The sequence below is a fragment of the Lysobacter terrestris genome, assembly GCF_014489475.1.
GTDB classification, from domain to species: Bacteria; Pseudomonadota; Gammaproteobacteria; order Xanthomonadales; family Xanthomonadaceae; genus Agrilutibacter; species Agrilutibacter terrestris.
In genome coordinates, this window is sequence record NZ_CP060820.1 from 1233786 (window position 1) to 1258934 (window position 25149).

Genomic DNA, 25149 nt, shown 5'->3' on the forward strand with positions numbered 1-25149 from the left:
GCGATAACCCGCTGAGGGGAGGGCGGATGAGGGGCGCTTTTGCCTGAGCGCGCACGTCCCCTCACCCTGCATCGCTACGCGATGCGGTCCCTCGCTCTGCCCCCGGCCCTTGCGCATGGCGCAATGGCGTTCAGTCGGGCGTGCGCCATGGCGCACAAGCGCCCGCCTTCACCCCGCAAGCGGGGCGAGGGTTAACGCCCGCTCCCACGCACATCACCAGACCAGATCGTCCGGCACCTTGAACTGCGCGTAATACGCATCGTCTTCGGAGGTGGTCGCGGCGGGTTCGCTGCCGGGTTCCTGGCCATGGTCGAGCACGATCATGCTTGCGTCGCGTTCGCGCACCTTTTCGGCGGCGGCGCGCGGCAACAGCTCGAAGCGTTCGTCCAGGCGGACGATCACCAGCGCGCCGGCCGACAGCTTCTTGCGCAGGTCGTCGTTGACCAGCACGGTGCGGATGGCGCCGTCCGCGGTGAAGCGGTACTCGCTCTCGCCCGCGCGCGGCACCTTGCGGTCCTCGATGATCTGCCGCGCCTGCGCGCGCAGTTCGGCGTTGCGCGCCTGCGCCTTGCGCTCGGCGGACAATGCGCGGTCGCGCTCGGCCTTCTCGGCGCGGGCGCGCTCGGCGTCCAGCTGGATCTCGTTGGGCGTGGCCGGCCCCTTGCCCTGCCGCGCCTTGTTCTGCGCGTGCGCCACCTCGGCGACCTTGGATTTCTTGACCAGGCCCGCCTTGAGCAGTTGTTCCTGGAGCGGATTCGCCTTCGCCATATCGCGGTTTCGTGCCGGGGATTTCCGGCCCATGATACCGGCCGTTCCGCCACCCGTTCCGCCCGCGCTCCCGATGCAGACCCTGAAGTACCTCACCGGCTACCCATCGCACCTGCAGGCACGGGTGCGCGAGTTGATCGAACAGGATCGGCTGGGCGCGCTGCTGGCCGACAAGTACGCCCAGCCGCACGCGGTGCGCAACGACGGCCAGCTGTACGACTACGTGCAGGCGCTCAAGGACCGGCACCTGCGCAAGTCGGTGCCGCTGGGCAAGGTGCTCTACGACAACCGCCTGCAGGTGGTGAAGCACGCGCTCGGCACGCACACGGCGATCTCGCGCGTGCACGGCGACCGGCTCAAAGCCAGCCGCGAGATCCGCATCGCCAGCGTGTTCCGCGATGCGCCCGCCGAATTCCTGAAGATGATCGTGGTGCACGAACTGGCGCACCTGAAGGAAGCCGAGCACAACAAGGCCTTCTACCAGCTGTGCACGCACATGGAACCCGACTACCACCAGTTGGAGTTCGACCTGCGCCTGTACCTGACGCAGCTCGAGATCGGGCCGCGCTAGCGTTTCGCCCTGCCCGATCGCCGTCGTCCTAGCGGCGGAGACCGGGCGATGCTTCAGTGCACACGCCACGGGGACGACGCGACGGGGAGCCGACTCGGCACCGCACGTGCAGTCGCCGGGAAGGCCTCCTCCACGCACCGCACACGCTCACCATGACCGCATCCCACGTCGATCCAGCGCTCGTTTTCGCCTGGCAAACCGCGCATTCCATCGCCCGCGGCGCCCCACCTCCGGTCCACGATCGCGGCGGCTTCCGGGTGGACACGCACTCGGAGAAGGAAGCGACACGTTGGGTATTCCCGCGGCCGTGCGATGGCTTACGCGCCATCGCACACGCCATCACGGCGTCACGCCATTACCTGAAGTTGTGCGGCACGGATGAGGAGCTGCGAGATGCCCTGCCGGCCCGCTGGGAGGTCCAGCCCGCGAACCACTTCATGATCGCAACCGCGGCCAGCGGCGAAACCAGGCCCCTGCCCGATGGCTACCGGATGGAACTGCACCACGCCGGGCCCGTCACCCGGGCCAGCATCATCGCGCCCGATGGCGGGCTGGCCGCGAGCGGCTGCGCGGCGGAAACCGCGGGTGTCTTCATCTACGACCGCATCGAAACCGCGCCGGATCACCGGCGCAAAGGCCTGGGTGTCGCGGTGATGGCCGCGCTCGGGGCCGCGAGAAGGTCGCACGCAAGTCCACAGCTGCTGGTCGCGACCGCAGACGGCCGCAGCCTCTATGCACGCCTGGGCTGGACGGTGCTGGCGCCATTCGCTACGGCGGCAATTCCGGAACGCTGAGCCTATCCGCGCGCTGATTCGATCCAGGGCTCGCCCGGCCCGGCGCGATTCCACTGCCGCCAGCCGTGGCGATAGGCGGACTGGATGTACGGGCCACGCAGCACGCGCGCGGTGCCATCGGTGCCGGTGTCGTCACCGAGCAGGTAGGCGACCTCGGCCCAGTCGGCGAGGCCGGCGCCGGCCACGAAGCGCAGCTCGCCGTCGGCAAGCGCGGCCGCAGCCTCGAGCGAGGCCGCGCGCACCAGGAAGCAGGTGTCGTGGCCATTCGGCCCGCCGGTATGCGGGTCGTCGGACGGATTGCCCCAGCGGATGACTTCGTACAGATGCATCCGGTTTTTCGTCAGGCCGCTTCCGGCGCCATCCGCACCAACGGCCGCATCGCCACCGTGCGGTCGGTGTCCATCAGCTGCAGCTCGCCGTCCTGGATCATCGCGGTCAGGCGCATGCCGCGCGCCAGCAGCGCGGTGGCGGCCTGCACGTCGGCGGGCGCGAGTTCGAGCACGGTGAGGTTGCGCAGGCGCGCCAGCGCGGCGGCGTTGCGCTTCCACCACGCCTCCGCGGCGTTGCCGCCGTAACCGACCACCACCACGTCGCGCGAACGCCCGCTGGCCTTGCGCAGGCGCGACTCGTCGGGCTGGCCCAGTTCGATCCACAGCTCGATCTCGTCGCTGTAACTGCGCTTCCACAGCGCCGGCTCGTCCTCGTCGCTGAGGCCGCGGCCGAACGCCAGGCGCTCGTCGGCGAACAACGCGAACGCCAGCAGCCGCACCATCAAGCGCTCGTCGGTTTCGGAAGGATGCTGCGCCAGGGTGAGGTTGTGCGACGCGTAGTAATGCCGGTCCAGATCGGTGACCTGGAGCTCGGCCTTGTAGACGGTGGCGTTGGAGGCCATGCGGATGCCCTGCTGGCGAGGCCGTGGGGCGTCGCGGGAATGGAGGTTGGGGCGGGCATTCTAGGCGCGAATCGCTGACGGAGCCGTCGCGGCCGCGATTCAAGCCGCCGCTGCCTCGGGCTGGGCGCCCATGCGGGCATCCGCACCGATGCGTCGTACCGGCGCCAGGGTCATCGGCGCGATCAGGCCATCCACTTGCGTCGCAGGCGACGACGTACAGCGCATCAAGCAATGTGCGCCACGCGACAGGCGCTGTCCTGCCCCTGTAATCAATCGCGTTGCTACGGGCAGGAGCTTCCCATCGCCGCCCGGCCCATAGCGGACCGCATTCCGGTGATCGCGTAACCCGAGGTTACGCGCCTGCACAAATGGAGGTGTCTATGCGCAAGATCATGACTCTGGCCCTGCTCGCGGTGGGTCTCGTAGTGCTGACGGCCAATCCGGCCCAAGCGGCCCCGGTGGAAGCAGTGGTGGCCGCGTGCGACAAGATGGATGCCGAGAAGCCAGGAAGTTGCTCGTACACCGTCGACAGCGGCGGCTTGCACGGCTGTACGAAGAACGGTTGCTTCACCTGTCCGGTAGACGGCAGCCGCCAATGCCACGCCATGCGCACGTCAGGCAAGCGTTCGCACGTCGAGATAGGCAGCGTCCAGATGAAGTGCGAACCCGTGATCAACGGATGGTGCAAGCAGGCGCTTGAGCCGGAGCCGCCGGCAAAGTCCGCCGGACGTTAGCCGGACCGATTCCACGCCAGAAAACAGGGGCGGCTTTGGCCGCCTCTTTCTTTTGCTTTTGGCCAGACCAGGGCTGGATGCGCCAACCGGCGCTTTTTCAACCCGCGACGCCGAGCCACGACACGCGTCACGACTCCGCCGCGGAGCGCGCCACTACCCTGTGCGCATCCTTCCGTCCCGAGACGCCCCGATGAAATACCTGCTCGCCGCCCTGCTCGTCCTGCCGCTCACCGCCTGTGAACTGGTGCCGGTGGCACTGGGCGGCCCGCCCGGCAAGGAGCTGGTCTGCCACAAGGGCAAGAAGACGCTGGAACTGCCGCGTGATGCCATCGGCGCCCACCTCGACCACGGCGACCGCCGGGGACCGTGCCGCTGAGCACGAGCGCGCGGCGTTGCCGTCAGGCCTGAGGCCAGGCGGCCACAGACAACAGGCAACAGGGAAACGGCCGGGGCAACCCGGCCGTTTCTTTTTATCGCGAAGGGAAAGACGCGGCCGCCGTAGGAAAAGTCCTACCCCACCCCGCGGCCTTCGCCGACAGACACGCGCGCGGCGCTCCGTGACCCTGTGTCCGCCCGCACCCCGCGGGCCTTACATCCACACAGCAAACGGAGCTTGCCCATGCAGAACCTGATTTCGTTGAGCAGGACCTCGCCGACTTCGACGACGCCCTTGCCACCATGCGCCGCGTGTTCGCGCCCTTCGTCGCGCTGCAACCCGACGACCGCGTCGAGCTGAAGAAGATGGGCCCCAAGTCGCGCGACTTCTGCGAGCAGGCGCTGACCCTGCTGGCGAACAACCCGCAGATCGTGCCGCCGAGCCTGGGCCTGGCCGAAGCGCTGGCCGACCGCACCGCGCTGGAGCAGCTGCGCCCGCGCCTGCAGCAGTTGCGCCAGCTGGTCGAGAAGGCCGACGACACCGAGATGGCCCTGGGCAGCGACATGATGGCCGTCGCCCTGGAGGGCTACCGCCTGCTGGAAGTGTCCGGCAAGGGCGAAGCGCTCAAGAGCGCGCGGCGCGAGTTGTCGGCGCGCTTCGCCCGCAAGCGCCGCGTGGCGGAGGCCGAGCCGGCCTGACCGGCGAGGTGCCATAACGCTCCGGCACCTGCCGGAGTGAGAACCGGCGGAGAGGGCGACCTCTCCGCCGGTTTTTGTTTGTGGGTCGGCCCCGAGGGTTGGACCCCAAAGGGTCGACGGTTGGACCTCGGGAGGTCGAAGCCTGGACCTCCCGGGGTCGAAGCTCCGGGCTTTGAGGTCCAAGGCCGGACCTTGGGAGGTCCAGGCTCCGGGCTTTGAGGTCGAAGCCTGGAGCTTCCGAGGTCGACGCTTCGAGCTCATGGGGTCCAAGGTTCGACCTGGGGAGGTGGAAGCTTCGACCTCCAAGCTCGAAGCGTGGAGCTGTCGGGGTCGACGCTTCGCGCCCGGAGCTTGAAGCCTGCACCTGATGGGGTCCAAGCCCGACTGCGCGACCAAGTTCGGCGCCAGTTCGGGCCTTGGACTTTGCGGCTTCTGGCATTCCCATGCTGCGTCGCGGCGGCTTCAGCGATTCACTGTCGGCAGCAACTGCACGGTGATACCGTCGAGTCGTCACGGAGGACGCGGGGGGTGTCCAGTGCTGACGACGCCACGCGTCCTGCTGTGGGGCGCATCACTCATTGCTTGCGGATCGGCCTACGCCCATGGCGGCGGGCTCGACGCGAACGGCTGCCATCACGACCGCAAGCACGGTGGCTATCACTGTCACCGCGGCAGCGCGCCACGCGCGCCTACACCGAACTTCGCGCCCACGCCGATGCCGCGCCAACGGCTGCGCGGCGACGACAACGATTCCATCTCCTACGCCAACTGCAGCGCCGCCCGCGCGGCGGGTGCGGCGCCGGTGCGGCGTGGCGATCCCGGGTATGGGCGGCATTTGGATCGGGATGGGGATGGGGTGGGGTGTGAGTGATGGCACCCTGACCTCTGTTTCGAGTGCCAGCAATTTTTACTAGGAGATAGCACCGTGCGAAGAGAAGTTGATGGTTTCATCGTCGAAGCAGCGACCGAGCCGAACTTCGAGGGTTCCTTGTTCTATGAGCCTGGCCTGCGTGTGACTAAGCCAGGCACAGATTTCGATGAGATAGTATGGGCAACGACCCAGGACGCCGAAACTCAGACTCGCGAACAAGCCTTGGCGGCAGCGGAAGCTTGGCTTCGTGAGATCACACATGTCTCGTACACCGGTGCTCTGACAGTAATCTGAAGTGCGAAGTGTCTCTGACACCGTTATTCGGAGGATGTCTACATCGGTAGCTACGGCGAGGACAATTACGTAGCACTCACGGATGACTTCAAGAAGCTGCTGGCGACTGAGGCAGATGAATCAGACTTGATGGACTATGCTCGAGCACACCGAGTCGGCAAGGCCGGAATCGATTAAGGCTAGCAACTGGGTGCGCCAGTACTCGTGGACTAATGAAACGCCTTTGCTAGGGAAAAGCGTCTGATCGATACCTAGGATCCCGGCAAAAGGATCAGGGGTGTTTCGGGCTTAGTTATTTGAGGCGACTTCGGACCGCGATACTGAGCCAGGGTCAGTGTGTTGTATCCATTGCAAAATGTCTCTGCGACGAATGCATGGGCTTGACCATCATCATCCAGCACCATCACTTCCGCCATTCCTAGCGGCCCAGTACGCTGATACCCGCAGTAGCTCTTTATGAGACCGGTGGCATCTTGGGGCGAAAATTTAGAGAAGCGCTGCGCAAAGGCCGGCGACTGAACGATGTGTTCGACATCAGGCGTCCCAGGCTGCGGCCTGTTCGGGTGCGCCCCAATGACAGCAAATGAAGGCTGATCGTCGAACTCGACGCAGCGCCACAGCGTGCTTGTTATCGTATTCCCGAAGTGGCTCGCAATTTGCCGGACCCTCTGCATGCTCATAGGCGCTGACCTTAGAACAGGCTCGAACTCGGCCTTCGGAAAAAACAAGCGGCCAGTGCCGAAGTTCGCTTCCGCCTCAATTCGGTCGTGGCATCCGGGCGTAAGAGTAATTTTCGTATCGCCGAGCATGTAGGCCGAATGCCAGGGAAGGACGCTATGCAGTATTTCGTGCCCTTCACTCCACCGCTTTTTTGGGTCTGGCAGTGATGCATCGATAAGAATCTGCTTCCTGTCAGGCACAAACAGTGCCTTCAGCTCAAGCTTGCGAACAGCCTCAATGAGCAAAAGTGGTCGCTTGATGACCTGCTTTGCCCCTATTGTTAGCTTGTGAACAACTTCGCTCAGCAGACCCGCATCATCAGCCGCGTAGTAAGCGAGATCTAGGCTCATGAGCGCACGAACGTCTGACAGCTCGACCTTACCGCCGCGATAGTCAAGATCGCGATGTATACGGGCCACTCGATCCTCGATATCACGTGCGGTACGACCATCGAGCAGCAAGTTCTTCATCGATCGTCTAATGCCTTATCCGAAAGGGTAGCAACTAGTGCGCTTATTGCATCGAGCTCTTCTTGCGTTACGGCACCGACATTCTTGGAGCGTGCTGCAAACCTCAACCCTTTATCAGCCGCATAGTGCGATCGCACTTCCACGTGCTTTGCTAGTTGCTGAAATCTAGTGACCGAGAATCCACAAACATTTGCAACGTTCACTAACGAACGAGGAGAAAGGTCTTGCCCCTCTAGTGTTTCTATAAGAGAAATCTCAATTTCGTCTATATCAGCCAACTCAGCCAGATCACCTCGTGTCCAGCCTCGCTGCTCGCGCACATACCGAACAACTTTTCCAATTTCAGTTGGAACCTCGGCCAAAGCAGCTGGAGTAACGATCCGCGACCTAGCATCCTGCTGAAGAGCCTCCAAAGATGTTCCGCCAGCGGCAGCCATCGTGTCGTCGGCATGCTTTAGTTTGCGTGCCAACCATTCGCGCATAGTCTCGAAGTTCATATTTTCACCCTTCATCGAAGAAGCGCCTCGGCGCTCTCCTGAGTCATTTCACAGTATCTGAGGTTCTCCTTATCGATATCGCGATCCAACAAAGTCATTCCAAGTCGCTCATAGAACGCTTCAGCTTGAGAAAGCGAATGCAATCCCACGCGCCCTTTAAAGCCTAGCTCCTGACTGAGCTCCACTGCCGCACGCATTAAGGTGTGCCCGACACCTCGAAAGCGCGGCCTATCAACGATAGCGGGCAAGTTCCAGGGCGCTGTGGCAAGAAACACGACATAGACGAGGGGCTTACCGGCCTGCGCCGGCAGACGCCCGAACTCGCCATCAGTCTTAAGCAGCATCAATCCTTGCGCATCTCCTTCGCATTCGATGGCCATCGTCGGATACGGAAGGAGATTACGGGCAGCATCCACCTTACGTTGCCAGCGCCAGTGCAAGTGCTGTGGAGGAGAAAGCTCCTTTCCCTCTGCACGCGCCTGGGCTACCTCCGCGGCAGTAAAGGTTAGCCATCTATCGTCTGCGCGACCTGCAAATTCCACATCTATCCGATCCAGCAATGTGGCGCGCACAAACTGACCCGCGTGCAAATCCTCAAGGGCGATTTCACGCGCTCTCGTCACAGGACCACTAGCTCCTTCTTTTCCTTCGCCACAGCGTCTTCAAAGAAGAGTTTTTCGCCATCCTGCAGCCGAACGGTAATGACCTGATAGAGACGCAGAGCCTGGCGAAGGATGGCGGTTTTGCTCATGTCCTTTTCAGTAGAAATCTGCTCCAGGACTTCCATCTCAGCATCTGTGAGATTCAGGGTCATGGTTCGCTTGGTTGCCATGGGTCACCTCCTAAGACGGACGAGTCTACAGCAACTGGCCAATTATGCAAGTTGTTTATGGCTTTACATTAGCTATTTTTTATGTACTATGTGGCCACCACAATCCAACTTGGAGCCCGAGCATGGCCGCCGACCACAGCAACTCGAAGGAACACATCCCCGTTTTTATCGATGAAGTGAAGTTCGAACTCGCCTCGCGTCACGCGTTAGGGGCGCAGTTGCGCGCGCTCCCAACGCCTCCTCTTGGCCCGGAGCTTGATCTTTGGCTCGAGGTTGCGGGACCTAAAGACGATGAACTGATCCGGCCCGAGTCCAACTACGAAGTTCGGCCCGGGAGCAAGTTCTACACAGCACCGAGCACCATCAATCCGGGGAGTGGCAGCTATGTCCATTCCTGATCGCGATACGACGTTCTTGCGTGAGCGGGGTTACGAGTGGGAAGTCGTCCCCGATCCTGCCGGCAGCTCATGCGTCATCGTTCGAGGCTTCGATGTGAGTGGCGGCGGCTTTACTCCCGCCGCCACCGACCTAATGGTCCGCATCCCCCCGCAATACCCAATGACACCACTGGATATGTGGTACTGCGATCCGCCTATTCGGCTATCGACAAACGGACAGTTCGCTCAAGCATCGGAGGTCATTGAGAGTCACATCGGCCGCTCTTGGCAGCGTTTTTCACGCCATCTCAATGGCGGCTGGCGGCCAGGCATCGACAGCCTGCGGTCGTTCTTCGCGCTGATTCAGCGAGAACTTCAAGGAGCCGGGCGCGCATGACCGAGAGCGCACGAATCGTCATGCTCGAAGCCCAGAAGATTGTCTTAGAGAGCTATCTGTTCGATACGCCAGGCCTTGAGGGCGCCGCCTTTCTGATCTGCGGACAAGCAGCGGGCGGTACCCCGAAGCTCGTCTGTCATGCTGTGATTCCTCTCCAGAGCACGGATTACCTCGAAAGACGGCACGACGGACTCACAATCGGCTCTGGCTCATTGACGCGCATCGCGAAATTAGCTCGAGAGGAGGGAATGTGCATTGTCTTTGCTCACTCGCACCCCGATGGCATCACCGAGTTCTCGTCCAAAGACGATGAAGAAGAGGCGAAGCTCTTGCCCTTCTTGCAGGCCCGGGCACCCGGCCGCATTCATGGAACGATGGTGGTAACCAAAACCAGTATGGGAGCTCGGCTGTACGCCCCGAGACGCATCCCTGCCAGCGTCCTCGTTGTAGGTGACCGCTTCCGTTTATACAGCGCCGAAACCGATGATTGCGTCCCGCAAGTCTATGATCGCCAAGTTCGCGCATTCGGAAGGGACACGCAGCAAACGTTATCGGCTCTGCATGTAGGCGTAGTTGGCCTAGGAGGGACCGGCTCGCCAATTGCTGAGCAACTAGTGAGACTAGGTGTTGGCCGGATCACACTCTTTGACGGCGACAGACTCGAGAGAACAAACGTAAACAGGGTCTATGGATCCAGCCTTTCGCAAACTGGACGCCCCAAGGTTGAGATCGCAAAGGAGCATCTCGACCGCATAGGACTGGATGCGCATGTCGTCGCGGTAGCCCATCACATCACAGAAGAATCGGCCGCCAAGCGGCTCCGTGACTGCGACATCATCTTTGGATGCACTGACAAGCAGATTCCGCGTGCGATCCTGATGCAGGTAGCGCTCCGCTACTGCTTGCCAGTGTTTGATCTCGGGGTCCTAATCGACTCGAAAGATGGCGAGATCCGCAGCATTCATGGCCGCATCACAACTTTGATGCCTGGCGAATCGTGCCTCTACTGCCGAGGCCGAATTTCGGCTGAAGCTATGCGTATCGAAGCGCTTTCGCCTCAAGAGCGTGAGCAGCAGGCCCGTGAAGGCTACGCTCCTGAGCTCGATACTACCGCGCCAGCTGTGATTGCATTTACATCCACTGTTGCCAGTCTTGCAGTTTCCGAACTTCTCAATCGCCTGACAGGATTCATGGGAAGCGATCGAAAGTCCTCAGAAGTTCTTATCGCATTCGACCAAAGTCGCATACGAACTAACAGAGTTGCGCCAAGAGATGCATGTCATTGCGCAGATCACGCGCAGTGGTGCATCGGAGATGAGAATCCATATCTGGGACTTGCCTGGCCTACTTTGCCCAGCTAATCCTTCCCCGGGTCAACCAAAAGTGAGCGCCACAAGTTGTCGCGTTAACAGAAGGAAAGACCGAAAAGTCGGAAGTGCTACGAACTGAGAGACGCCATGCCGGCCGCTGCGAGGTCATAAGATTCAGCGCGATTTGGCGCTCGCAGCCACAGGGGCACTTGAGGTAAGCCCATTTCGGTCGCCCCTCAGAAATAAAAACCCCTACCGTTCGATCTGATCTTGCACCAATCTGCGCTTCACTTCGCTCGTTGAAATAGACCAACACGAACGATGACTCCTGCCGTGCTGGCCCCAGCCTCCGCCCTATCCAAGTTTTGAGACGCGTCAACATCTAAAGGCAATCAAACCCCAACCGGATTCGGCTTCTCACTATCAATCTTGTACTGCTTGATAGCCCGAGCCACATCCTTCGCCGTCATCTTCCCTTCCGCGGCCAGGGCCGCGATGGCGGCGTGGGCGATGTAGTAGCGGTCGACTTCGAAGTGGCGACGCAGGTTGGCGCGGGTGTCAGAGCGGCCGAAGCCGTCGGTGCCCAGCACGGTGTACTTCATCGGCACGTATTCGCGGATCTGGTTGGCGAAGGTGCGCACGTAGTCGGTCGCGGCGATGGCCGGGCCCTGGCGGCCTTCCAGCAGCGCGGTGACATACGGCTTGCGCGGGGCCTTGGCTTCCGGGTTCATGCGGTTGAAGCGTTCGGCGTCGGCGCCGTCGCGGGCGAGCTCGGTGTAGCTGGGGCAGGACCAGATGTCGGCGGTGACGCCGAAGTCCTTGTCGAGCAGTTCGGCCGCGGCGATGGCTTCGCGCAGGATGGTGCCGCTGCCCATGAGCTGCACGCGCAGTTCGCCCTTCTTGGGCTTGCCGGCGTCCTTGAGCAGGTACATGCCCTTGATGATGCCGTCGGCTGCACCTTCCGGCATGTCCGGGTGGGTGTAGTTCTCGTTCATCAGGGTGATGTAGTAGTACTCGTCCTGCTGCTCGGCGAGCATGCGCTGCATGCCGTGCTGCAGGATCACCGCGACTTCGAAGCCGAAGGTCGGGTCGTAGCTGCGGCAGTTCGGGATCGCGCTGGCGAGCAGGTGGCTGTGGCCGTCTTCGTGCTGCAGGCCTTCGCCGTTCAAGGTGGTGCGGCCGGCGGTGGCGCCGAGCAGGAAGCCGCGCGCGCGCATGTCGGCGGCCTGCCAGGCGCTGTCGCCGATGCGCTGGAAGCCGAACATCGAGTAGTAGATGTAGAACGGCAGCATCGGCAGGTCGTTGGTGCTGTAGCTGGTCGCACAGGCCATCCACGAGGCGAACGCGCCGGCTTCGGTGATGCCCTCTTCCAGCACCTGGCCGGCCGCGTCTTCGCGGTAGTACATCAGCTGGTCGCGGTCGACCGGCTTGTACTTCTGGCCGTAGGGCGCGTAGATGCCGATCTGGCGGAACAGGCCTTCCATGCCGAAGGTGCGCGCTTCGTCGGCGACGATCGGCACGCAGCGCGGGCCGACCTGCTTGTCGCGCAGGACGATGTTGAGCGCCTGCACGAAGGCCATGGTGGTGCTGATCTCGCGCTCGCCGCTGGACTTGAGCAGGCGGTCGAAGGTTTCCAGCGCGGGCACGTCCAGGGTCTGCGTGCTCTTGCGGCGACGCTGCGGCAGGTAGCCGCCGAGGGCCTTGCGGCGCTCGTGCATGTATTCGACTTCCGGCGAGTCCTTGCCGGGGTGGAAGAACGGCACCTGGTGGTTGTCCAGCTGCGCGTCGGTGACCGGGATGTTGAAGCGGTCGCGGAAGATCTTGATCGCTTCGTCGTCGAGCTTCTTGGTCTGGTGGGTCGGGTTGAGCGACTCGCCGGCCTGGCCCATGCCGTAGCCCTTCACCGTCTTGGCGAGGATCACGGTGGGCATGCCCTTGGTCTGGGTGGCCTGGTGGTAGGCGGCGTAGACCTTGTGCGGGTCGTGGCCGCCGCGGTTGAGGCGCCAGATGTCGTCGTCGGACATGTTGGCGACCATCGCGGCGGTCTCCGGGTACTTGCCGAAGAAATGCTCGCGCGTGTACGCGCCGCCGAAGGCCTTGCAGTTCTGGTATTCGCCGTCGACGGTTTCCATCATCAGCTTGCGCAGCACGCCCTGGCTGTCGCGGGCGAGGAGCGGATCCCAGTAGCTGCCCCAGATGGTCTTGATGACGTTCCAGCCGGCGCCGCGGAAGATGCCTTCCAGCTCCTGGATGATCTTGCCGTTGCCGCGCACCGGGCCGTCGAGGCGCTGCAGGTTGCAGTTGATGACGAAGCAGAGGTTGTCGAGGCCTTCGCGGCCGGCGACCGAGATGGCGCCGAGGGATTCGGGTTCGTCGCATTCGCCGTCGCCCATGAACGCCCAGATCTTGCGATCGGACTTGGGCATCAGGCCGCGGCCTTCGAGGTACTTCCAGTTGCGCGCCTGGTAGATGGCGCTGATCGGGCCCAGGCCCATCGACACCGTCGGCACCTGCCAGTAATCCGGCATCAGCCACGGGTGCGGGTAGGAGGAGATGCCGCGGCCGTCGACTTCCATGCGGAAGTTGTCGAGCTGGTTCTCGCTGAAGCGGCCTTCGAGGAAGCTGCGCGCGTAGATGCCCGGCGAGCTGTGGCCCTGCACGCCGATGACGTCGCCCGGGTGGTCCGCGGACGGCGCGCGCCAGAAGTGGTTGAAGCCGACGTCGTAGAGCGTGGCGGCGGAGGCGAACGAGGCGATGTGGCCGCCGAGGTCACCCGGCTTGCGGTTGGCGCGCACGACCATGGCGAGCGCGTTCCAGCGGATGATCGAGCGGATGCGCCACTCCATCGCGGCGTCGCCGGGGCTCTTGGCCTCCAGGTGGGTCGGGATGGTGTTGATGTATTCGGTGGTGGGCTGGAACGGCAGGTGCGCGCCGGCGCGGCGCGTGACTTCGACCATGCCGTCGAGCAGTTGGTGGGCGCGACCCGCGCCTTCGCGGTCGATGACCGCCTGCATGGATTCGATCCATTCCTTGGTTTCGGTCGGATCCGGGTCGTTCGCGAGCAGGTCGTTCAGCCAGTTGGTCATGGGGGCTCCGCGCGGCCCGCTGGCCGGCGCTGTGGGGTCGTGGATTAGAGTCGGGATTCTAGCAGCGGGGGGTGGGATGGGGACCCGCAGGGGCATGGGGAAACGTCCCCGGTTCGGCAAAGTGGGGCGATGGGAACGATTTCAGCGGCCCCAGCGATCGCGACCGGTTTGCGTACCCGCATGCTGGCCGGCGGTGTGGGCCGCGAGCCCGCCTGACGCACCAACCAAACTGTGCTTCACGCTGATCGTCGCAGCAGCGGGATGGTGCGTATCGGGTTGCGCTCGCGGGGGTGTGCGCTGGTTCACGCGCGGCTTGGCTGTCTCGTACAGGCATTGCGCTAGCATTGCGCTCCCCCGCCCGAGCGAGCCATTTCCCCCGATGGCCCCCCGCACCAGCCTCATCATCACCACCTACAACTGGAAGGAGGCGCTGGCCCTGTGCCTGGACAGCGTCGCCGCGCAGCGCGTGCTGCCCGACGAGGTCATCGTCGCCGACGACGGCTCGCGCGAGGACACCGCCCGGGTGGTCCATGCCTTCGCCCGCGACTTCCCGGTGCCGCTGCGGCACGCGTGGCAGGAGGACCTGGGCTTCCGCGCGGCGCGCGTGCGCAATCTCGGCATCGCCGCGAGCACCGGCGACTACGTGATCTTCCTCGACGGCGACATGGTGCTGCATCGAGAGTTCATCGCCGACCACCATGCCCTGATCCGCCCCGGGAGCTACCTCTTGGGCGGCCGCCTCAATGCCTCGCAAGGGGAAGCGGCGCGCCTGCTCACGGGCGGCACGCCGCGCTTCTCGCTGCGCATGCCCTTCGCGAGGGGCTCCGGCGAGCTCAAGCGCAAGCACGCGTTGCGCTTGCCGCTGCTGGCCAGGTGGAAGGCATCGCGCCGCAAGGGCGGCGTCGCCATGAGCTGCAATCTCGGCGTCTGGCGGCGCGACCTGGAAACGGTCAACGGCTTCGACGACGCCTACGAAGGCTGGGGCCGCGAGGACGATGACCTCACGCTGCGCCTGCGCCACGCCGGCGTGGAGCGTCGCCTGCTGCGCTACGCGGGGCTGGCCATCCACCTGTGGCACAAGACCCGCTGGCCGGATGGCATTCCACCCAACCAGGCCCTGCCCAACGATGTCCTGCTCCAGCGCACCCGCGATACGCGGGCGATCCGCTGCGAGCGCGGACTGGACGCGCACGTCGCACGTGCGCAACAGCTGGCGGAAGCGACGTAACTAGGCGTCGGCATGAATCCGCAGTACCGCCACGTACACCTCCCCCTGCAAGGGGCGCGGCGTCTTCGACAGCGTCGCCAGCATGCGTGCCAGCAGCCGCGTACCGCGGTTGCGCCGGCGATGCAGCAGGCGATACGGATCGCTGACGCTGCCTTCCCATGCGCAGTCGAAACCGGCCTCGGCCCAGCAGCGACGCAGCACTGCAGGCGCAAGCGGCATGATGTGGCCCTGCTCCTGGTAGTCCGTGTCGCGGAACCACTGGAACACACCCTCGCGCAGGAACATCGCCTGCGACACCGGGTTGGCGAGGTTCGGCGTCGACACGACCAGGTGGCCACCCGGGTGCAGCAGTTGCCGGCACTGGCGGAAGAAGTGCCGGGGATTTTCCAGGTGTTCGATCAGCTCCAGCGCGACGACCGCATCGAAGCGCGACGACAGTTGCACCGCGAAGGGCTGATTGAGATCGAGGGCGACGAAGGGAATCCGTTCGCGCGGGGTGAAGTTGGCGTCGAACAGGTCGCTGGCGCACACGCGGTAGCCGCGATCGGCGAGGCGCTGGCTCAGGGCACCCGCGCCGGCACCGAGTTCGAGCACCTGCGCGTGTGCGTCGGTCACCGCGATCGCGAGCCGCTCGGCAGCCAGTTCGTGCAGGCCGGGCGCGGCGAAGATCGGAATGCCCTTGTAACCGTAGTTCAACCGGCCATCGAAGCGGCTCTCGAAGTTGCGCGCACGCTCGCGGGCGGTGTGATCGGCGGATTCGGACGACACAAACGATTCCTCAAAAGGATGCGCGCCAGTATGCCCTGCATGCACTCAAGGAAGATTGACGCATCGCGGTGTTCGCACGACCTGCCTCGTCCGGTTGTCGCGGCACGCGCGCAGCGTGAGGCAACCGCATGAAAGTGAGCGTGATCGTCACCACCTACAACTGGCCGCAGGCGCTGCGCCTGGTCCTGCGCGGACTGGCGCGGCAGACGCGCCTGCCGGACGAAGTCATCGTCGCCGACGACGGTTCCGGACCGGAGACGCGGCAGCTGCTGGAAGAAATCGCACGCGATTTCCCGGTGCCGCTGCGGCACCACTGGCAGGAGGACATCGGATTCCGGGCCGCGCGCTCGCGCAATCGCGCGATCGCGGCGGCACGCGGCGACTACGTGCTGATGATCGACGGCGACATGGTGATGCATCGCGACTTCATCGCCGACCACCTGCGCCACGCGCAGCCCGGGAGTTTCGTGCAGGGCTCGCGCGCACTGACCACCCCGGCGTTGTCGCAACGGATGCTGAGCGATGGCACGGTCGACCTGAGCGTGTTCACGCCACGACTGGATCGGCGGCGCAACGCGCTGCGCTGGCCCGCGCTCGCATCGTTGAACCTGCGCCGCGCCCGGCGCCGACCGCCGCGCGCGATCAAGACCTGCAACCAGGGCTGGTTCCGCGCCGACCTGCTGCGCGTCAACGGCTTCGACGAACGCATGGAAGGCTGGGGCCGCGAGGACAGCGAGCTGGCCTGGCGCGCGTGGCATGCGGGCATCGTGCCGCGGCACCTGCGCTTCGCGGCGCTGGCCTGGCACCTGCACCACCGCGAGCGGCACATGGACGGCGAGAGCCCGAACGATCGCTACCTGCGCGAGACGCGCGCGGCGCTCAAAGTGCGCGCCGAACTGGGCGTCGACCAGCACCTGGGCGAATTCGCGGCGCAGCCGTTGCCGGACTTGCGCACGCCCTGAATCGTCAGTGGCAGGAGGCGCCCGGCGCGCTGTCGCGACGTGCTTCCCCCACCGTTTGCGACGTGGTTCCACGCCCCAGCCGCAGCGCATTGCTCACCACCGACACCGAGCTCAGGCTCATCGCCAGCGCGGCGATCATCGGGCTCAGCAGCAGGCCGAACACCGGATACAACACGCCCGCGGCGATCGGCACGCCCAGCGCGTTGTAGAGGAAGGCGAAGCCGAGGTTCTGCTGCATGTTGGCGACGGCGCTGCGCGACACCGCGCGCGCCTGCACGATGCGGTGCAGGTCGCCCTTGACCAGCGTCACCTGCGCGCTCGACATCGCCACGTCGGTGCCGGTGCCCATCGCGATGCCGACATCGGCCGCGGCCAGCGCCGGGGCGTCGTTGATGCCGTCGCCGGCCATCGCGACGCGGCGGCCTTCGGCCTTCAGGCGTTGCACCAGCGCGACCTTGTCGGCGGGGCGCACTTCGCCGTGCACTTCCTCGATGCCGAGCGTGGCGGCGACGGCGGCGGCGGTCGCCTGCGCGTCGCCGGAGGCCATCACGATGCGCAGGCCTTCGGCGCGCAGGGCGTTGAGCGCGGGCAAGGTGCTGGGCTTGATCGGATCGGCCACCGCGACGGCGCCGGCGAGGCGGCCGTCGACGGCGAGGAACATCACGCTCGCGCCCTGGCGGCGCAGCGCTTCGGCGGCGGCGTCGAGCGGGGCGGGATCGGCGCCGGTTTCCGCCATCAGGGCGCGATTGCCCATCACCAGCCCGCGGCCGGCGACGATGCCGCGCACGCCGCGACCGGTAAGCGAATCGAACTCCTGTGCCGGTTGCAGCGCGACGCCGCGCCGCCTGGCTTCGGCGAGAATCGCCTCGGCCAGCGGGTGTTCGCTGCCCTGCTCCAGGCTGGCGGCGAGTTGCAGCACCTCGTCCGCGCTGAAGCCGGCGGCGGCGAGCGTGTCGCGGTACGCGGGGCGGCCTTGCGTCAGCGTGCCGGTCTTGTCGACGACCAGCGTGTCGATGCGGCGCAGTTGTTCGATCGCTTCGGCATCGCGGAACAGCACGCCGGCCTGCGCGGCGCGGCCGGTGGCGACCATGATCGACATCGGCGTGGCCAGGCCCAGCGCGCATGGACAGGCGATGATCAGCACCGACACCGCGTTGAGCACGGCGTAGGTCCACGACGGTTCCGGACCGAACAGGCCCCAGCCGAGGAAGGTCAGCACCGCCGCGGTGAGCACCGCGAGCACGAACCAGTACGCGACCTTGTCCGCCATGCGTTGCATCGGTGCGCGCGAACGCTGCGCCTGCGCGACCAGCTGCACGATCTGCGACAGCACCGTGGCGGAGCCAACCTGGTCGGCACGAATGACCAGGCTGCCGGTGCCGTTGAGGGTGGCGCCGATCACCTTCGCGCCGGGCTCCTTCTCCACCGGGATCGGTTCGCCGGTGAGCATGGATTCGTCGATGCTGGAGCGGCCTTCGAGCACGCTGCCGTCGACCGGCACCTTCTCGCCGGGACGCACGCGCAGGCGGTCGCCGACGTGCACGTGTGCGAGCGGGATGTCTTCCTCGTTGCCGTCGGCGGCGATGCGGCGCGCGGTCTTGGGTGCGAGGCCGAGCAGGGCCTTGATCGCGGCCGAGGTCTTCGAGCGTGCGCGCAGTTCCAGCAGCTGCCCGAGCAGGGTGAGCGAGACGATCACCGCCGCGGCTTCGTAGTACACGCCGACGCGGCCGTGTTCGCGGAACGAGGCCGGGAACAAGTCGGGCGCGAGCGTGGCGACGACGCTGTAGCCGAATGCCGCGGCGACGCCGATACCGATCAGCGTCCACATGTTGGGACTGCGGTTGCGCAGCGATTGCACGCAACGTTCGAAGAACGGCCAGCCGGCCCACAGCACCACCGGTGCGCTCAGGGCGAGTTCGAGCCAGGTGCGCGCATCGGTCGAGAGGAACGCGATGCGGTGGCCCAGCATCGCCAGCGCCAGCACGATCGCGGTGAGCGGCAGCGTCCACCAGAAGCGACGGCTGAAGTCGCGCAGTTCGGGGTTGTCGTCGTCCTCGAGGCTGGGCATCTCCGGCTCCAGCGCCATGCCGCAGATCGGGCAGGTGCCGGGGCCTTCCTGGCGGATCTGCGGGTGCATCGGGCAGGTGTAGATGGTGCCCGCCGGTGCGGCCGGCGCCTGCGGCTTCGACTGCAGGTAGTGCGCGGGAGCGGCGATGAACTTCTCGCGGCAGCGCGCGGAGCAGAAGTGGTAGTCGTCGCCGTCGTGTCGCGCGTGGTGCGGCGTGGTCGCCGGATCGACCTGCATGCCGCAGACCGGGTCGGTGGTCGTGGTCGCCGTCGCCGCGGGCGGCGCGTGGTTGGCGCAGCAGCCGTGCGCGGCGTGATCGTGCGCGGCGTGCGCGGGCTTGTCGTGGGGGTGCGGGTGCGTACTCATGGCGCGTCCTCCGCCAGGGCGTTGAGGATCGGGCATTGCCCGAGTGCGCCGTGGCCCGGGCACGAGGCGACCAGCGTTTCCAGGCCTTCGCGGATGCGGGTGAGCTCGGCGATCTTGGCCTGCACGTCGGCGAGCTTCTCGGTCGCGGCTGCCTTCATCGACGCCATGTCGTCGTCGCGGTGCGCGGACAGGGCGAGCAGGTCGCGGATTTCCGGCAGGGTGAAGCCCAACGCCTTGGCGCGCCGGACGAACTGCAGGCGCCGCAGGTCCTGCGGGTCGTAGACGCGGTAGCCCGACGCCAGGCGCTGCGCCCTGGGCAGCAGGCCTTCCTTTTCGTAGTAGCGCACGGTGTCGATGCCGACGCCGGCGCGGTGTGCCAGTTCACCGATCTTCATGGGTGTCGTTCGCTGGAGGAGACATGCGCTGCAGTCTGTTGTCTGGAGTGTGGTCCAGAGTCAAGCGATTGGGTGTGGGTGGGGCGCTGGCCGACGGCCCCTCACCCTGCGTCGCTGCGCGACGCGGTCCCTCTCCCCGCACGCGGGGCGAGGGGGTGAATCAACCGTTCACGAAAAGCCCATAGCAAACGGTGTTGCCTTTCCTTCTCCCCGCTTGCGGGGAGAAGTGCCCGCAGGGCGATGAGGGGCGCTTTTCCGCTCACTTCCCGTGCGTCGAATACCCCACCGTCGAACCGTCGCGCTTCACCAGTTCCACCGTGTACGGCTTTGCGGCGACACCGGGCACTTCCATGCCCGGTGAACCGATCGGCATGCCGGGCAGGACCAGGCCGCGTGCATCCGGCTTCTCCTTCAGCAGGCGCTTGATGTCGCTCGCCGGCACGTGGCCTTCGACGATGTAGCCGCCGATCTGGGCGGTGTGGCACGAACCCTTGCCGTAGGGCACGCCCAGGCGCTCCTTGATCGGATTGAGGTTGTCCTCGTTGCGCACTTCGACGCGGAAACCGTTCTGCTTGAGGTGCTCGACCCAGACTTCGCAGCAGCCGCAGGTCGGCGACTTGTGCACGATGGCACGCGGCAGCGTGCCGGCGGCGACGGGCACCGCCTTGCCGGACGCGGCCTTCGCCTTGGCGGCGGGAGCATGGGCCGCGTGCGGATCCGCGGCGCGGGGTTGCGCGGACGGGGCCGGTTCACGGGCGCACGCGGGCAGCGCCAGCGCGGTTGCAAGCAACGCGGCCAGCAGCGACCGGTTCATGCGCTGCGGCATCCCGGTTGCACGTTTCGGCGACACGCGGTGGCGTGCGGACGGACGTTTCATGGCTGGCTCCCTTGCGCGGCCGCCGTCGCCTTCTTCGCACGCGACGACCAGTGGATGTGCACGATGCGCCAGTCGTCACCGACCCGCTTCAGGACCATCGTCTCGGTGCTGAGCAGCGTCGTCGGCTTGCCGTCCTTGCTGCTGTGCAGTTCGCTCTCGGTGCCGACCCAGGCCAGGCTGCCCGCACTGCGTGCGGTGCGGCGGATGACCTGGACATGCGCATCCTTGAGGAACTCGGCGTCGGCCTTGGCGTGATGGCCGAGGTACTCCTCGCGCGAACGCTCGGCGCCGCCGCTCTCGAGGATCAGCGCATCCTCGGCCAGCAACTCCGAAACGCGCGCGAGATCGACCGCCTTGAGCGCGGCGGAGAACTGATCGACAACGGCGAGCGCGGGTTGCGCGGCCGGGTCCACCGACACGGACGCGGCAGGCGCGGCAGGCGCGGCCGGGTCGTGGGCGAATGCCGGCGGCACCAACAACGCGCCGGCGAGGAGCAAAGCAAGGTTCGTTTTCATCGCATGGGTCCTGTGATCAGTGCTGGTGGTCGTGCTGGTCGTGTGCTTCGGGCGCGGCTGGCTGCGCTGGCACGGGTGTGGTTGCCGGCGCGGCGGGCGCAGCGGTGGACTGGATTGCGGTGGCCGGCTTTGGTGCGTGCACGTGCTGCTTGCCGTCGGCGTGCACGTGCGTGGTGGCTCCGCTGTCCGTCGCCGGCGCTTTCGCGCCGCCGCTCGTGTCGGCGGCATGGTGGTCGTCGCCCGCGGGCGCGCCGGGATGCGGGTGCGCGTCGTCGTGGCCCGCCTCGGCGTTCGCCTGGGCGTGGCCGCCGGTTTCGCCACCGCCGTGCGAATGGCCGCCGCTGCGCGCGACCAGCTCCTGGTACTGCCGTGCATCGAGCGATGGCAGCTGCTGCAGGAACGCCACCATGTTCCAGATGTACGCGTCTTCCATGCTCTTGCCCCAGGCCGGCATGCCCGAGGCCTTGACGCCGTGCTTGATCACCCAGAACGCTTCGGCGGCATCGACGCTGGCACGCGTGAGGTCCGGCGGCGCGGGATACAGGCCCTTGCTGAGTTCGGTTTCCGCAACGCCCGGCGCGAGATGGCAACTGGTGCACATGGCCTCGTAGTTGCCGGCGCCCTGTGCAATGCGCGCGGGGTCGTCCAGGCCGGGCACCTGCAGCTTGCTGGCGCGCACCTGGACGGAGCGATCGCGCAGCGATTCAAGCAGCGCGTACACGGGACGCGTATGCGGGTCGTCGGCGCCGACGTCGTAGACGCCGGACCAGACGAAGCCCGTCGCGGCGACGACTCCGATGCCGGCGACGACTCCGATGCCGGCGAGGACGCCCAGCGCGAGCAGCGATTTCTTCGTAATGAATGGCATCGACATGTCCTCAGAACCAGATGCGGATACCCGCGACGAGGCGGGTGTCGTTGACGGCTTCGCCCTCTTCGCGACGCAGGTCCGCGGTGCGGCCGAACGACCATTCGCGCACCACGCCGACGTAGGGCGCGAACTGGCGGGTGACTTCGTAGCGCAGGCGCAGGCCCGCCTCCATCGAACTCAGTCCCGAGCCGATGCCGCGACGCGCGTCGTCCTGGCCGTAGGCGTTGAGTTCCACCAGTGGCTGCAGGATCAGGCGGTTGCTCAGCAGGGTTTCGTATTCGGCTTCCAGTCGCAGCGCGCTCTGCCCGCCCTGCCCGACGTAGGCGGTGGCTTCGACCTCGAACTTGTACGGCGCCAGCCCGACCACGCCGATCGCGGCGAAATCCTGCGACGCGCCGGGCTTGAAGTCGTGGCGCACGCCGGCGACGACATCCCACCACGGCGTGATCGCGCGGCCGTAGAGCACTTCGATGTCGGCGCTTTCGGTGTGGCCGCCGGCGCGTTCGCCTTCGCTGCGCAGCCACAGCTTGTGGTGGTCGGTGCCGATCCAGGCCTGGCCTTCCCATTCCACGCCGCGGCCTTCGTCGGCATCGAAGCCCTCGAGCCGGTTGAACAGCACGAAGCTGTGGAGGCCGTCGTCGTGCGCGGGATGGCCGCTCGCGGGCCGTGTGGCCGCGACGCGGTCGGCGTCGGTGACCGGCGGGATCGGCGTCAGTGGTTCGCCCGCGACGCGCGGCATCGCGTGGCCCATGGCGGCGTGGTCGACGGGTTCGGCCGGCGGGGTGTGCCCCATCGCGGCGTGGTCCATCGTGGCGTGATCCATCGTGGTGTGATCCGCCGGTTGCTGCGTGGCGGCCTGGTCTGCGGAGTCGCCGTGCCGGTGCTGCGCATGCGCGTCGCTCGCCGGTGGCGGTGATTGCGTTTGCGTTGGCGCCTGCTCGTGTTGGTGCGCGTGCTCCTGCGCGACGGCGTTGGCCGACAGCAACGCGGCGGCGAGCGATGCCAGAGTGAGGATGTGCCGGCTCATTCGTCGACCCTCACTTCGCGCATCATTCCCGCTTCCATGTGGTAGAGCAGGTGGCAGTGGTAGGCCCAGCTGCCGAGCGCATCGGCGCGCACGCGGTAGCTGCGCCGGCTGCCCGGCGGCATGTCGATGGTGTGCTTGCGCACCAGGAAATTGCCCTGCTCGTCCTCGAGGTCGCTCCACATGCCGTGCAAGTGGATCGGGTGCGTCATCATTGTGTCGTTGACCAGCACGATGCGCAGGCGCTCGCCGTAGTTGAAGCGCAGCGGCTCGACGTCGGAGAACTTCTGCCCGTTGAAGCCCCAGGCGAAGCGTTCCATGTGGCCGGTGAGGTGCAGCTCGACGTCGCGGCCGGGATCGCGGCCGTCGGGGTCGTCGAAGGTGCTCTTCAACATCGAGTAGGTGAGCACGGTGCGGCCGTTGTCGCGCAGGCCGATACCAGGGTCGTCGAGTTTCGGCAGCGGCGCCATGGTCTGCATGTCGACCAGCGGGTTGCCGCTCTCGCTCGCCGGATGCGCCTGCATGCCGCCACCACCGTGGCCGGCGTGCGGATCGGAAGGCGCCGGCTGCATGTTCGCGCCACAACCGCCTTCCATGCCCTTCATGCCCATGTCGGCGCCACAACCGCCTTCGGCGCCTTTCATGCCCATGCTCGCGCCGCAGCCGCCTTCCATGCCTTTCATGTCGTGGCCCATGCCGCCGTGGCCCATGTCGGCCATGGTCAGCAGCGGACGCGGGTCGACGCTGGGCACCGGTGCGCGCAGGCCTTCGCGCACCGCGAGCGTGCCGCTGACGTAGCCGGTGCGGCCGATGTCCTGCGCGAAGATGGTGAAGGCATCCTGGCCGCTGGGCTCGACGATCACGTCGAAGGTCTCCGCGGTGGCGATGCGGAATTCGTCGACCGTCACCGGGTGCACGTGCATGCCGTCGGCGGCGACCACGGTCATCTTCAAACCGGGAATGCGCACGTCGAAGTGGGTCATCGACGAGCCATTGATGAAGCGCAGGCGCACCTTCTCGCCGGAGCGGAACAGCCCCGTCCAGTTGCCCAGCGCCGTGGTGCCGTTCATCAGGTAGGTGTAGGTGTTGGCGTTGACGTCCGACAGGTCGGTCGGCGACATGCGCATCCCGCCCCACATCTTGCGGTCCGCGAGCGTGGCGTCCAGGCCGTTGCGTTTCACGTCGCCGAAGAAGTCGCCGACGGTGCGCTGGTAGCGGTTGTCGTACATCGACATCTTCTTCAGGCGCGCGAACAGCGCGGCCGGATCGAGGTCGCTCCAGTCCGACAGCAGCACGACGTAGTCGCGCTGGTAGGCGAACGGCTCGGGCTCGATCGGATCGATCACCAGCGGGCCGTACAGGCCGGCCTGTTCCTGGAAACCGGAATGGCTGTGGTACCAGTAGGTGCCGGCCTGGTTGACGGTGAAACGGTAGTGATAGGTCTCGCCGCGATGGATGCCGGCGAAGCTCAGTCCCGGCACGCCGTCCATGTTGGCGGGCAGGATGATGCCGTGCCAATGGATCGACGTCTGGTGGCCGTGGATGGAGCCGGCGGGCAGCGCGTTGGCGACGCGCAGGTTCACCGTGGTGCCCTGGCGCCAGCGCAGCAGCGGCGCGGGCACCGAACCGTTGACGGTGATCGCGGTGCGGGTGCGGCCGGTGAAATTCATCGGCGTCTCGCCGATGCTCAGGTCGAACTCGGTGCCGGCCAGGGTGACGGGATAGCCGGCGGACTGCAGCGCCCAACCCGGCTTGGGCCACAGGCCGAGGCCGGCAACGGCGCCGCCGGCGGCCAGGCCCTGGACGAAGCGGCGTCGCGACGGCTTAAACAGACCGTCGGCATCGCGGCCGAAAGCATCAGATGACATGGGAACTCCGTGGAAAGCGTAAGCGTGCGCAGGCAGCGCGGTTGGCGAGCAACCGGACGCGCGTGCGAAGGGCGCCGTGGGCGCGGAAGGCGCTTAGCCGATGGGAGGTCGGATCGGGTGCGGCAACGCGGGCGCGGCGTGGCCCGGGACGAGGCGGCGCACGCTGCGTTCGTGCGCACGCGGGAACGACGCCAGTTGCAATGCCGGGACGCCGATCGGCGCGGCATGCACGCATACGCAGCGGCAGGCGCCGGACTTGCAGCAGTCGGGGGTGGTGCCGGAATCCTTGGGGTGGTGCGCGTCGCCCTGCGCATCCGTCGCCGCTACGACGTGCTCGCCGTGGTGGCAGGGCATGTCCGCCATCGCATCGGTTGCGGTCGGCGACGCGTGCATCGCGGCCGGGACCGCGTCTTGCAGCGGCAGGTGCGCGCTCGCCAGTGCCGCCGTCCCATTCAGGATGAGGCAGAGGCTGAGCAGGAAACGCAGCAGGAACGACCAGAGCGGCATGGAGCGTACTTTA

29 protein-coding genes are annotated in these 25149 nt (G+C 66.0%); 11 read left to right on the forward strand and 18 right to left on the reverse strand.

What is annotated here, in order from left to right; translation table 11 throughout:
- Window positions 1-213 precede the first annotated feature (213 nt).
- On the reverse strand, window positions 214-768 hold the full coding sequence (locus H8B22_RS05775) for a DUF2058 domain-containing protein (protein WP_187713152.1): 555 nt from the start codon (window positions 766-768) through the stop codon (window positions 214-216).
- 73 nt (window positions 769-841) lie between these two features.
- On the opposite strand from H8B22_RS05775, the gene H8B22_RS05780 reads away from it, so the two are divergent.
- Both H8B22_RS05780 and H8B22_RS05785 read left to right on the forward strand, forming a co-directional pair.
- Complete coding sequence (locus H8B22_RS05780) at window positions 842-1339, forward strand: M48 metallopeptidase family protein (RefSeq protein ID WP_187713153.1); 498 nt, start codon at window positions 842-844, stop codon at window positions 1337-1339.
- Window positions 1340-1491: 152 nt separating this feature from the next.
- On the forward strand, window positions 1492-2133 hold the full coding sequence (locus H8B22_RS05785; protein ID WP_187713154.1) for a GNAT family N-acetyltransferase: 642 nt from the start codon (window positions 1492-1494) through the stop codon (window positions 2131-2133).
- A gap of 2 nt (window positions 2134-2135) precedes the next feature.
- Here H8B22_RS05785 and H8B22_RS05790 read toward each other — a convergent pair whose 3' ends face one another.
- Both H8B22_RS05790 and H8B22_RS05795 read right to left on the reverse strand, forming a co-directional pair.
- A complete protein-coding gene (locus H8B22_RS05790; protein WP_187713155.1) occupies window positions 2136-2462 on the reverse strand; it encodes a hypothetical protein in 327 nt (108 codons plus the stop codon).
- Between the two features lie 11 nt (window positions 2463-2473).
- A complete protein-coding gene (locus tag H8B22_RS05795; RefSeq protein WP_187713156.1) occupies window positions 2474-3025 on the reverse strand; it encodes a YaeQ family protein in 552 nt (183 codons plus the stop codon).
- A gap of 380 nt (window positions 3026-3405) precedes the next feature.
- Between H8B22_RS05795 and H8B22_RS05800 the strand changes: the two genes are divergently transcribed.
- The 4 genes from H8B22_RS05800 to H8B22_RS14915 all read left to right on the forward strand — a co-directional run bounded on the left by H8B22_RS05800 (window position 3406) and on the right by H8B22_RS14915 (window position 5704).
- The gene (locus H8B22_RS05800; protein ID WP_187713157.1) at window positions 3406-3759 is read left to right on the forward strand and encodes a hypothetical protein; all 354 of its coding nucleotides are present in this window, start codon (window positions 3406-3408) and stop codon (window positions 3757-3759) included.
- 190 nt (window positions 3760-3949) lie between these two features.
- Window positions 3950-4135 (forward strand): hypothetical protein, encoded by a 186-nt coding sequence (locus tag H8B22_RS05805; RefSeq protein WP_187713158.1) that lies wholly within the window; start codon window positions 3950-3952, stop codon window positions 4133-4135.
- 311 nt (window positions 4136-4446) lie between these two features.
- On the forward strand, window positions 4447-4833 hold the full coding sequence (locus H8B22_RS05810; RefSeq protein WP_187713159.1) for a hypothetical protein: 387 nt from the start codon (window positions 4447-4449) through the stop codon (window positions 4831-4833).
- A gap of 367 nt (window positions 4834-5200) precedes the next feature.
- Complete coding sequence (locus H8B22_RS14915; protein ID WP_225876290.1) at window positions 5201-5704, forward strand: excalibur calcium-binding domain-containing protein; 504 nt, start codon at window positions 5201-5203, stop codon at window positions 5702-5704.
- A 545-nt stretch (window positions 5705-6249) separates the two neighbouring features.
- On the opposite strand, the gene H8B22_RS05820 is transcribed toward H8B22_RS14915, so the two are convergent.
- From H8B22_RS05820 to H8B22_RS05835, 4 genes are read right to left on the reverse strand one after another with little or no spacing between them, the layout of a single operon-like run.
- Window positions 6250-7188, reverse strand: coding sequence for an ImmA/IrrE family metallo-endopeptidase (locus tag H8B22_RS05820; protein WP_187713160.1), 939 nt, complete (start codon window positions 7186-7188; stop codon window positions 6250-6252).
- The gene (locus tag H8B22_RS05825; RefSeq protein ID WP_187713161.1) at window positions 7185-7700 is read right to left on the reverse strand and encodes a helix-turn-helix domain-containing protein; all 516 of its coding nucleotides are present in this window, start codon (window positions 7698-7700) and stop codon (window positions 7185-7187) included. Before H8B22_RS05825 ends, H8B22_RS05820 begins: the two co-directional genes overlap by 4 nt.
- On the reverse strand, window positions 7697-8308 hold the full coding sequence (locus H8B22_RS05830) for a GNAT family N-acetyltransferase (RefSeq protein ID WP_187713162.1): 612 nt from the start codon (window positions 8306-8308) through the stop codon (window positions 7697-7699). The genes H8B22_RS05825 and H8B22_RS05830 overlap by 4 nt, the downstream gene beginning before the upstream one ends.
- Entirely contained in the window at window positions 8305-8517 is a 213-nt protein-coding gene (locus H8B22_RS05835; protein ID WP_187713163.1) for a transcriptional regulator, read from the reverse strand. Before H8B22_RS05835 ends, H8B22_RS05830 begins: the two co-directional genes overlap by 4 nt.
- Window positions 8518-8639: 122 nt before the next feature.
- On the opposite strand from H8B22_RS05835, the gene H8B22_RS05840 reads away from it, so the two are divergent.
- Genes H8B22_RS05840 through H8B22_RS05850 form a run of 3 tightly spaced genes read left to right on the forward strand, consistent with a single transcriptional unit; the run spans window position 8640 to window position 10652 of the window.
- A complete protein-coding gene (locus H8B22_RS05840; protein WP_187713164.1) occupies window positions 8640-8915 on the forward strand; it encodes a multiubiquitin domain-containing protein in 276 nt (91 codons plus the stop codon).
- Window positions 8902-9291 (forward strand): E2/UBC family protein, encoded by a 390-nt coding sequence (locus H8B22_RS05845; protein WP_187713165.1) that lies wholly within the window; start codon window positions 8902-8904, stop codon window positions 9289-9291. The genes H8B22_RS05840 and H8B22_RS05845 overlap by 14 nt, the downstream gene beginning before the upstream one ends.
- Window positions 9288-10652, forward strand: coding sequence for a ThiF family adenylyltransferase (locus H8B22_RS05850; protein ID WP_187713166.1), 1365 nt, complete (start codon window positions 9288-9290; stop codon window positions 10650-10652). The genes H8B22_RS05845 and H8B22_RS05850 overlap by 4 nt, the downstream gene beginning before the upstream one ends.
- Here H8B22_RS05850 and H8B22_RS14990 read toward each other — a convergent pair.
- The gene (locus tag H8B22_RS14990; protein WP_225876291.1) at window positions 10636-10983 is read right to left on the reverse strand and encodes a DUF6527 family protein; all 348 of its coding nucleotides are present in this window, start codon (window positions 10981-10983) and stop codon (window positions 10636-10638) included. The two genes, H8B22_RS05850 and H8B22_RS14990, sit on opposite strands and share 17 nt — an antisense overlap.
- Window positions 10984-10993: 10 nt before the next feature.
- Window positions 10994-13687: a pyruvate dehydrogenase (acetyl-transferring), homodimeric type gene (gene aceE / locus H8B22_RS05855; RefSeq protein WP_187713167.1), complete on the reverse strand. Its 2694-nt coding sequence runs from the start codon at window positions 13685-13687 to the stop codon at window positions 10994-10996.
- A 379-nt stretch (window positions 13688-14066) separates the two neighbouring features.
- Between aceE and H8B22_RS05860 the strand changes: the two genes are divergently transcribed.
- Window positions 14067-14915, forward strand: a complete 849-nt coding sequence (locus H8B22_RS05860) for a glycosyltransferase family 2 protein (protein WP_187713168.1) — start codon at window positions 14067-14069, stop codon at window positions 14913-14915.
- Here H8B22_RS05860 and H8B22_RS05865 read toward each other — a convergent pair whose 3' ends face one another.
- Complete coding sequence (locus H8B22_RS05865; protein WP_187713169.1) at window positions 14916-15683, reverse strand: class I SAM-dependent methyltransferase; 768 nt, start codon at window positions 15681-15683, stop codon at window positions 14916-14918.
- A 128-nt stretch (window positions 15684-15811) separates the two neighbouring features.
- Here H8B22_RS05865 and H8B22_RS05870 point away from each other — a divergent pair, with 128 nt between their 5' ends.
- The gene (locus H8B22_RS05870; RefSeq protein ID WP_187713170.1) at window positions 15812-16645 is read left to right on the forward strand and encodes a glycosyltransferase family 2 protein; all 834 of its coding nucleotides are present in this window, start codon (window positions 15812-15814) and stop codon (window positions 16643-16645) included.
- 4 nt (window positions 16646-16649) lie between these two features.
- Here the strand turns inward: H8B22_RS05870 and H8B22_RS05875 are convergent, their stop codons facing one another.
- The 8 genes from H8B22_RS05875 to H8B22_RS05910 all read right to left on the reverse strand — a co-directional run bounded on the left by H8B22_RS05875 (window position 16650) and on the right by H8B22_RS05910 (window position 25136).
- Window positions 16650-19079: a heavy metal translocating P-type ATPase gene (locus H8B22_RS05875; RefSeq protein WP_187713171.1), complete on the reverse strand. Its 2430-nt coding sequence runs from the start codon at window positions 19077-19079 to the stop codon at window positions 16650-16652.
- A complete protein-coding gene (locus tag H8B22_RS05880; RefSeq protein ID WP_187713172.1) occupies window positions 19076-19474 on the reverse strand; it encodes a heavy metal-responsive transcriptional regulator in 399 nt (132 codons plus the stop codon). The genes H8B22_RS05875 and H8B22_RS05880 overlap by 4 nt, the downstream gene beginning before the upstream one ends.
- A gap of 259 nt (window positions 19475-19733) precedes the next feature.
- The gene (locus tag H8B22_RS05885) at window positions 19734-20288 is read right to left on the reverse strand and encodes a DUF411 domain-containing protein (protein ID WP_187713543.1); all 555 of its coding nucleotides are present in this window, start codon (window positions 20286-20288) and stop codon (window positions 19734-19736) included.
- A 59-nt stretch (window positions 20289-20347) separates the two neighbouring features.
- On the reverse strand, window positions 20348-20866 hold the full coding sequence (locus tag H8B22_RS05890) for a YybH family protein (RefSeq protein WP_187713173.1): 519 nt from the start codon (window positions 20864-20866) through the stop codon (window positions 20348-20350).
- A gap of 16 nt (window positions 20867-20882) precedes the next feature.
- A complete protein-coding gene (locus tag H8B22_RS05895; protein WP_187713174.1) occupies window positions 20883-21734 on the reverse strand; it encodes a c-type cytochrome in 852 nt (283 codons plus the stop codon).
- Window positions 21735-21744: 10 nt separating this feature from the next.
- Window positions 21745-22764, reverse strand: a complete 1020-nt coding sequence (locus H8B22_RS05900) for a copper resistance protein B (protein ID WP_187713175.1) — start codon at window positions 22762-22764, stop codon at window positions 21745-21747.
- Complete coding sequence (locus H8B22_RS05905; protein ID WP_187713176.1) at window positions 22761-24629, reverse strand: copper resistance system multicopper oxidase; 1869 nt, start codon at window positions 24627-24629, stop codon at window positions 22761-22763. The genes H8B22_RS05900 and H8B22_RS05905 overlap by 4 nt, the downstream gene beginning before the upstream one ends.
- A gap of 93 nt (window positions 24630-24722) precedes the next feature.
- Window positions 24723-25136, reverse strand: coding sequence for a CopL family metal-binding regulatory protein (locus H8B22_RS05910; protein ID WP_187713177.1), 414 nt, complete (start codon window positions 25134-25136; stop codon window positions 24723-24725).
- Window positions 25137-25149: the final 13 nt, after the last annotated feature.

Coding starts and splice junctions, on each gene's coding strand:
- H8B22_RS05905 (WP_187713176.1), bottom strand. CDS start 24,629: ATGTCATCTGATGCTTTCGGCCGCGATGCCGACGGTCTGTTTAAGCCG.
- H8B22_RS05860 (WP_187713168.1), top strand. CDS start 14,067: ATGGCCCCCCGCACCAGCCTCATCATCACCACCTACAACTGGAAGGAG.
- H8B22_RS05785 (WP_187713154.1), top strand. CDS start 1,492: ATGACCGCATCCCACGTCGATCCAGCGCTCGTTTTCGCCTGGCAAACC.
- H8B22_RS05835 (WP_187713163.1), bottom strand. CDS start 8,517: ATGGCAACCAAGCGAACCATGACCCTGAATCTCACAGATGCTGAGATG.
- H8B22_RS05885 (WP_187713543.1), bottom strand. CDS start 20,288: ATGAACCGGTCGCTGCTGGCCGCGTTGCTTGCAACCGCGCTGGCGCTG.
- H8B22_RS05880 (WP_187713172.1), bottom strand. CDS start 19,474: ATGAAGATCGGTGAACTGGCACACCGCGCCGGCGTCGGCATCGACACC.
- H8B22_RS05800 (WP_187713157.1), top strand. CDS start 3,406: ATGCGCAAGATCATGACTCTGGCCCTGCTCGCGGTGGGTCTCGTAGTG.
- H8B22_RS05790 (WP_187713155.1), bottom strand. CDS start 2,462: ATGCATCTGTACGAAGTCATCCGCTGGGGCAATCCGTCCGACGACCCG.
- H8B22_RS05910 (WP_187713177.1), bottom strand. CDS start 25,136: ATGCCGCTCTGGTCGTTCCTGCTGCGTTTCCTGCTCAGCCTCTGCCTC.
- H8B22_RS05900 (WP_187713175.1), bottom strand. CDS start 22,764: ATGAGCCGGCACATCCTCACTCTGGCATCGCTCGCCGCCGCGTTGCTG.
- H8B22_RS05820 (WP_187713160.1), bottom strand. CDS start 7,188: ATGAAGAACTTGCTGCTCGATGGTCGTACCGCACGTGATATCGAGGAT.
- H8B22_RS05875 (WP_187713171.1), bottom strand. CDS start 19,079: ATGAGTACGCACCCGCACCCCCACGACAAGCCCGCGCACGCCGCGCAC.
- H8B22_RS05825 (WP_187713161.1), bottom strand. CDS start 7,700: ATGAAGGGTGAAAATATGAACTTCGAGACTATGCGCGAATGGTTGGCA.
- H8B22_RS05775 (WP_187713152.1), bottom strand. CDS start 768: ATGGCGAAGGCGAATCCGCTCCAGGAACAACTGCTCAAGGCGGGCCTG.
- H8B22_RS05890 (WP_187713173.1), bottom strand. CDS start 20,866: ATGAAAACGAACCTTGCTTTGCTCCTCGCCGGCGCGTTGTTGGTGCCG.
- H8B22_RS05840 (WP_187713164.1), top strand. CDS start 8,640: ATGGCCGCCGACCACAGCAACTCGAAGGAACACATCCCCGTTTTTATC.
- H8B22_RS05845 (WP_187713165.1), top strand. CDS start 8,902: ATGTCCATTCCTGATCGCGATACGACGTTCTTGCGTGAGCGGGGTTAC.
- H8B22_RS05795 (WP_187713156.1), bottom strand. CDS start 3,025: ATGGCCTCCAACGCCACCGTCTACAAGGCCGAGCTCCAGGTCACCGAT.
- H8B22_RS14990 (WP_225876291.1), bottom strand. CDS start 10,983: ATGTTGACGCGTCTCAAAACTTGGATAGGGCGGAGGCTGGGGCCAGCA.
- H8B22_RS05805 (WP_187713158.1), top strand. CDS start 3,950: ATGAAATACCTGCTCGCCGCCCTGCTCGTCCTGCCGCTCACCGCCTGT.
- H8B22_RS14915 (WP_225876290.1), top strand. CDS start 5,201: ATGGGGTCCAAGCCCGACTGCGCGACCAAGTTCGGCGCCAGTTCGGGC.
- H8B22_RS05850 (WP_187713166.1), top strand. CDS start 9,288: ATGACCGAGAGCGCACGAATCGTCATGCTCGAAGCCCAGAAGATTGTC.
- H8B22_RS05870 (WP_187713170.1), top strand. CDS start 15,812: ATGAAAGTGAGCGTGATCGTCACCACCTACAACTGGCCGCAGGCGCTG.
- aceE (WP_187713167.1), bottom strand. CDS start 13,687: ATGACCAACTGGCTGAACGACCTGCTCGCGAACGACCCGGATCCGACC.
- H8B22_RS05780 (WP_187713153.1), top strand. CDS start 842: ATGCAGACCCTGAAGTACCTCACCGGCTACCCATCGCACCTGCAGGCA.
- H8B22_RS05895 (WP_187713174.1), bottom strand. CDS start 21,734: ATGCCATTCATTACGAAGAAATCGCTGCTCGCGCTGGGCGTCCTCGCC.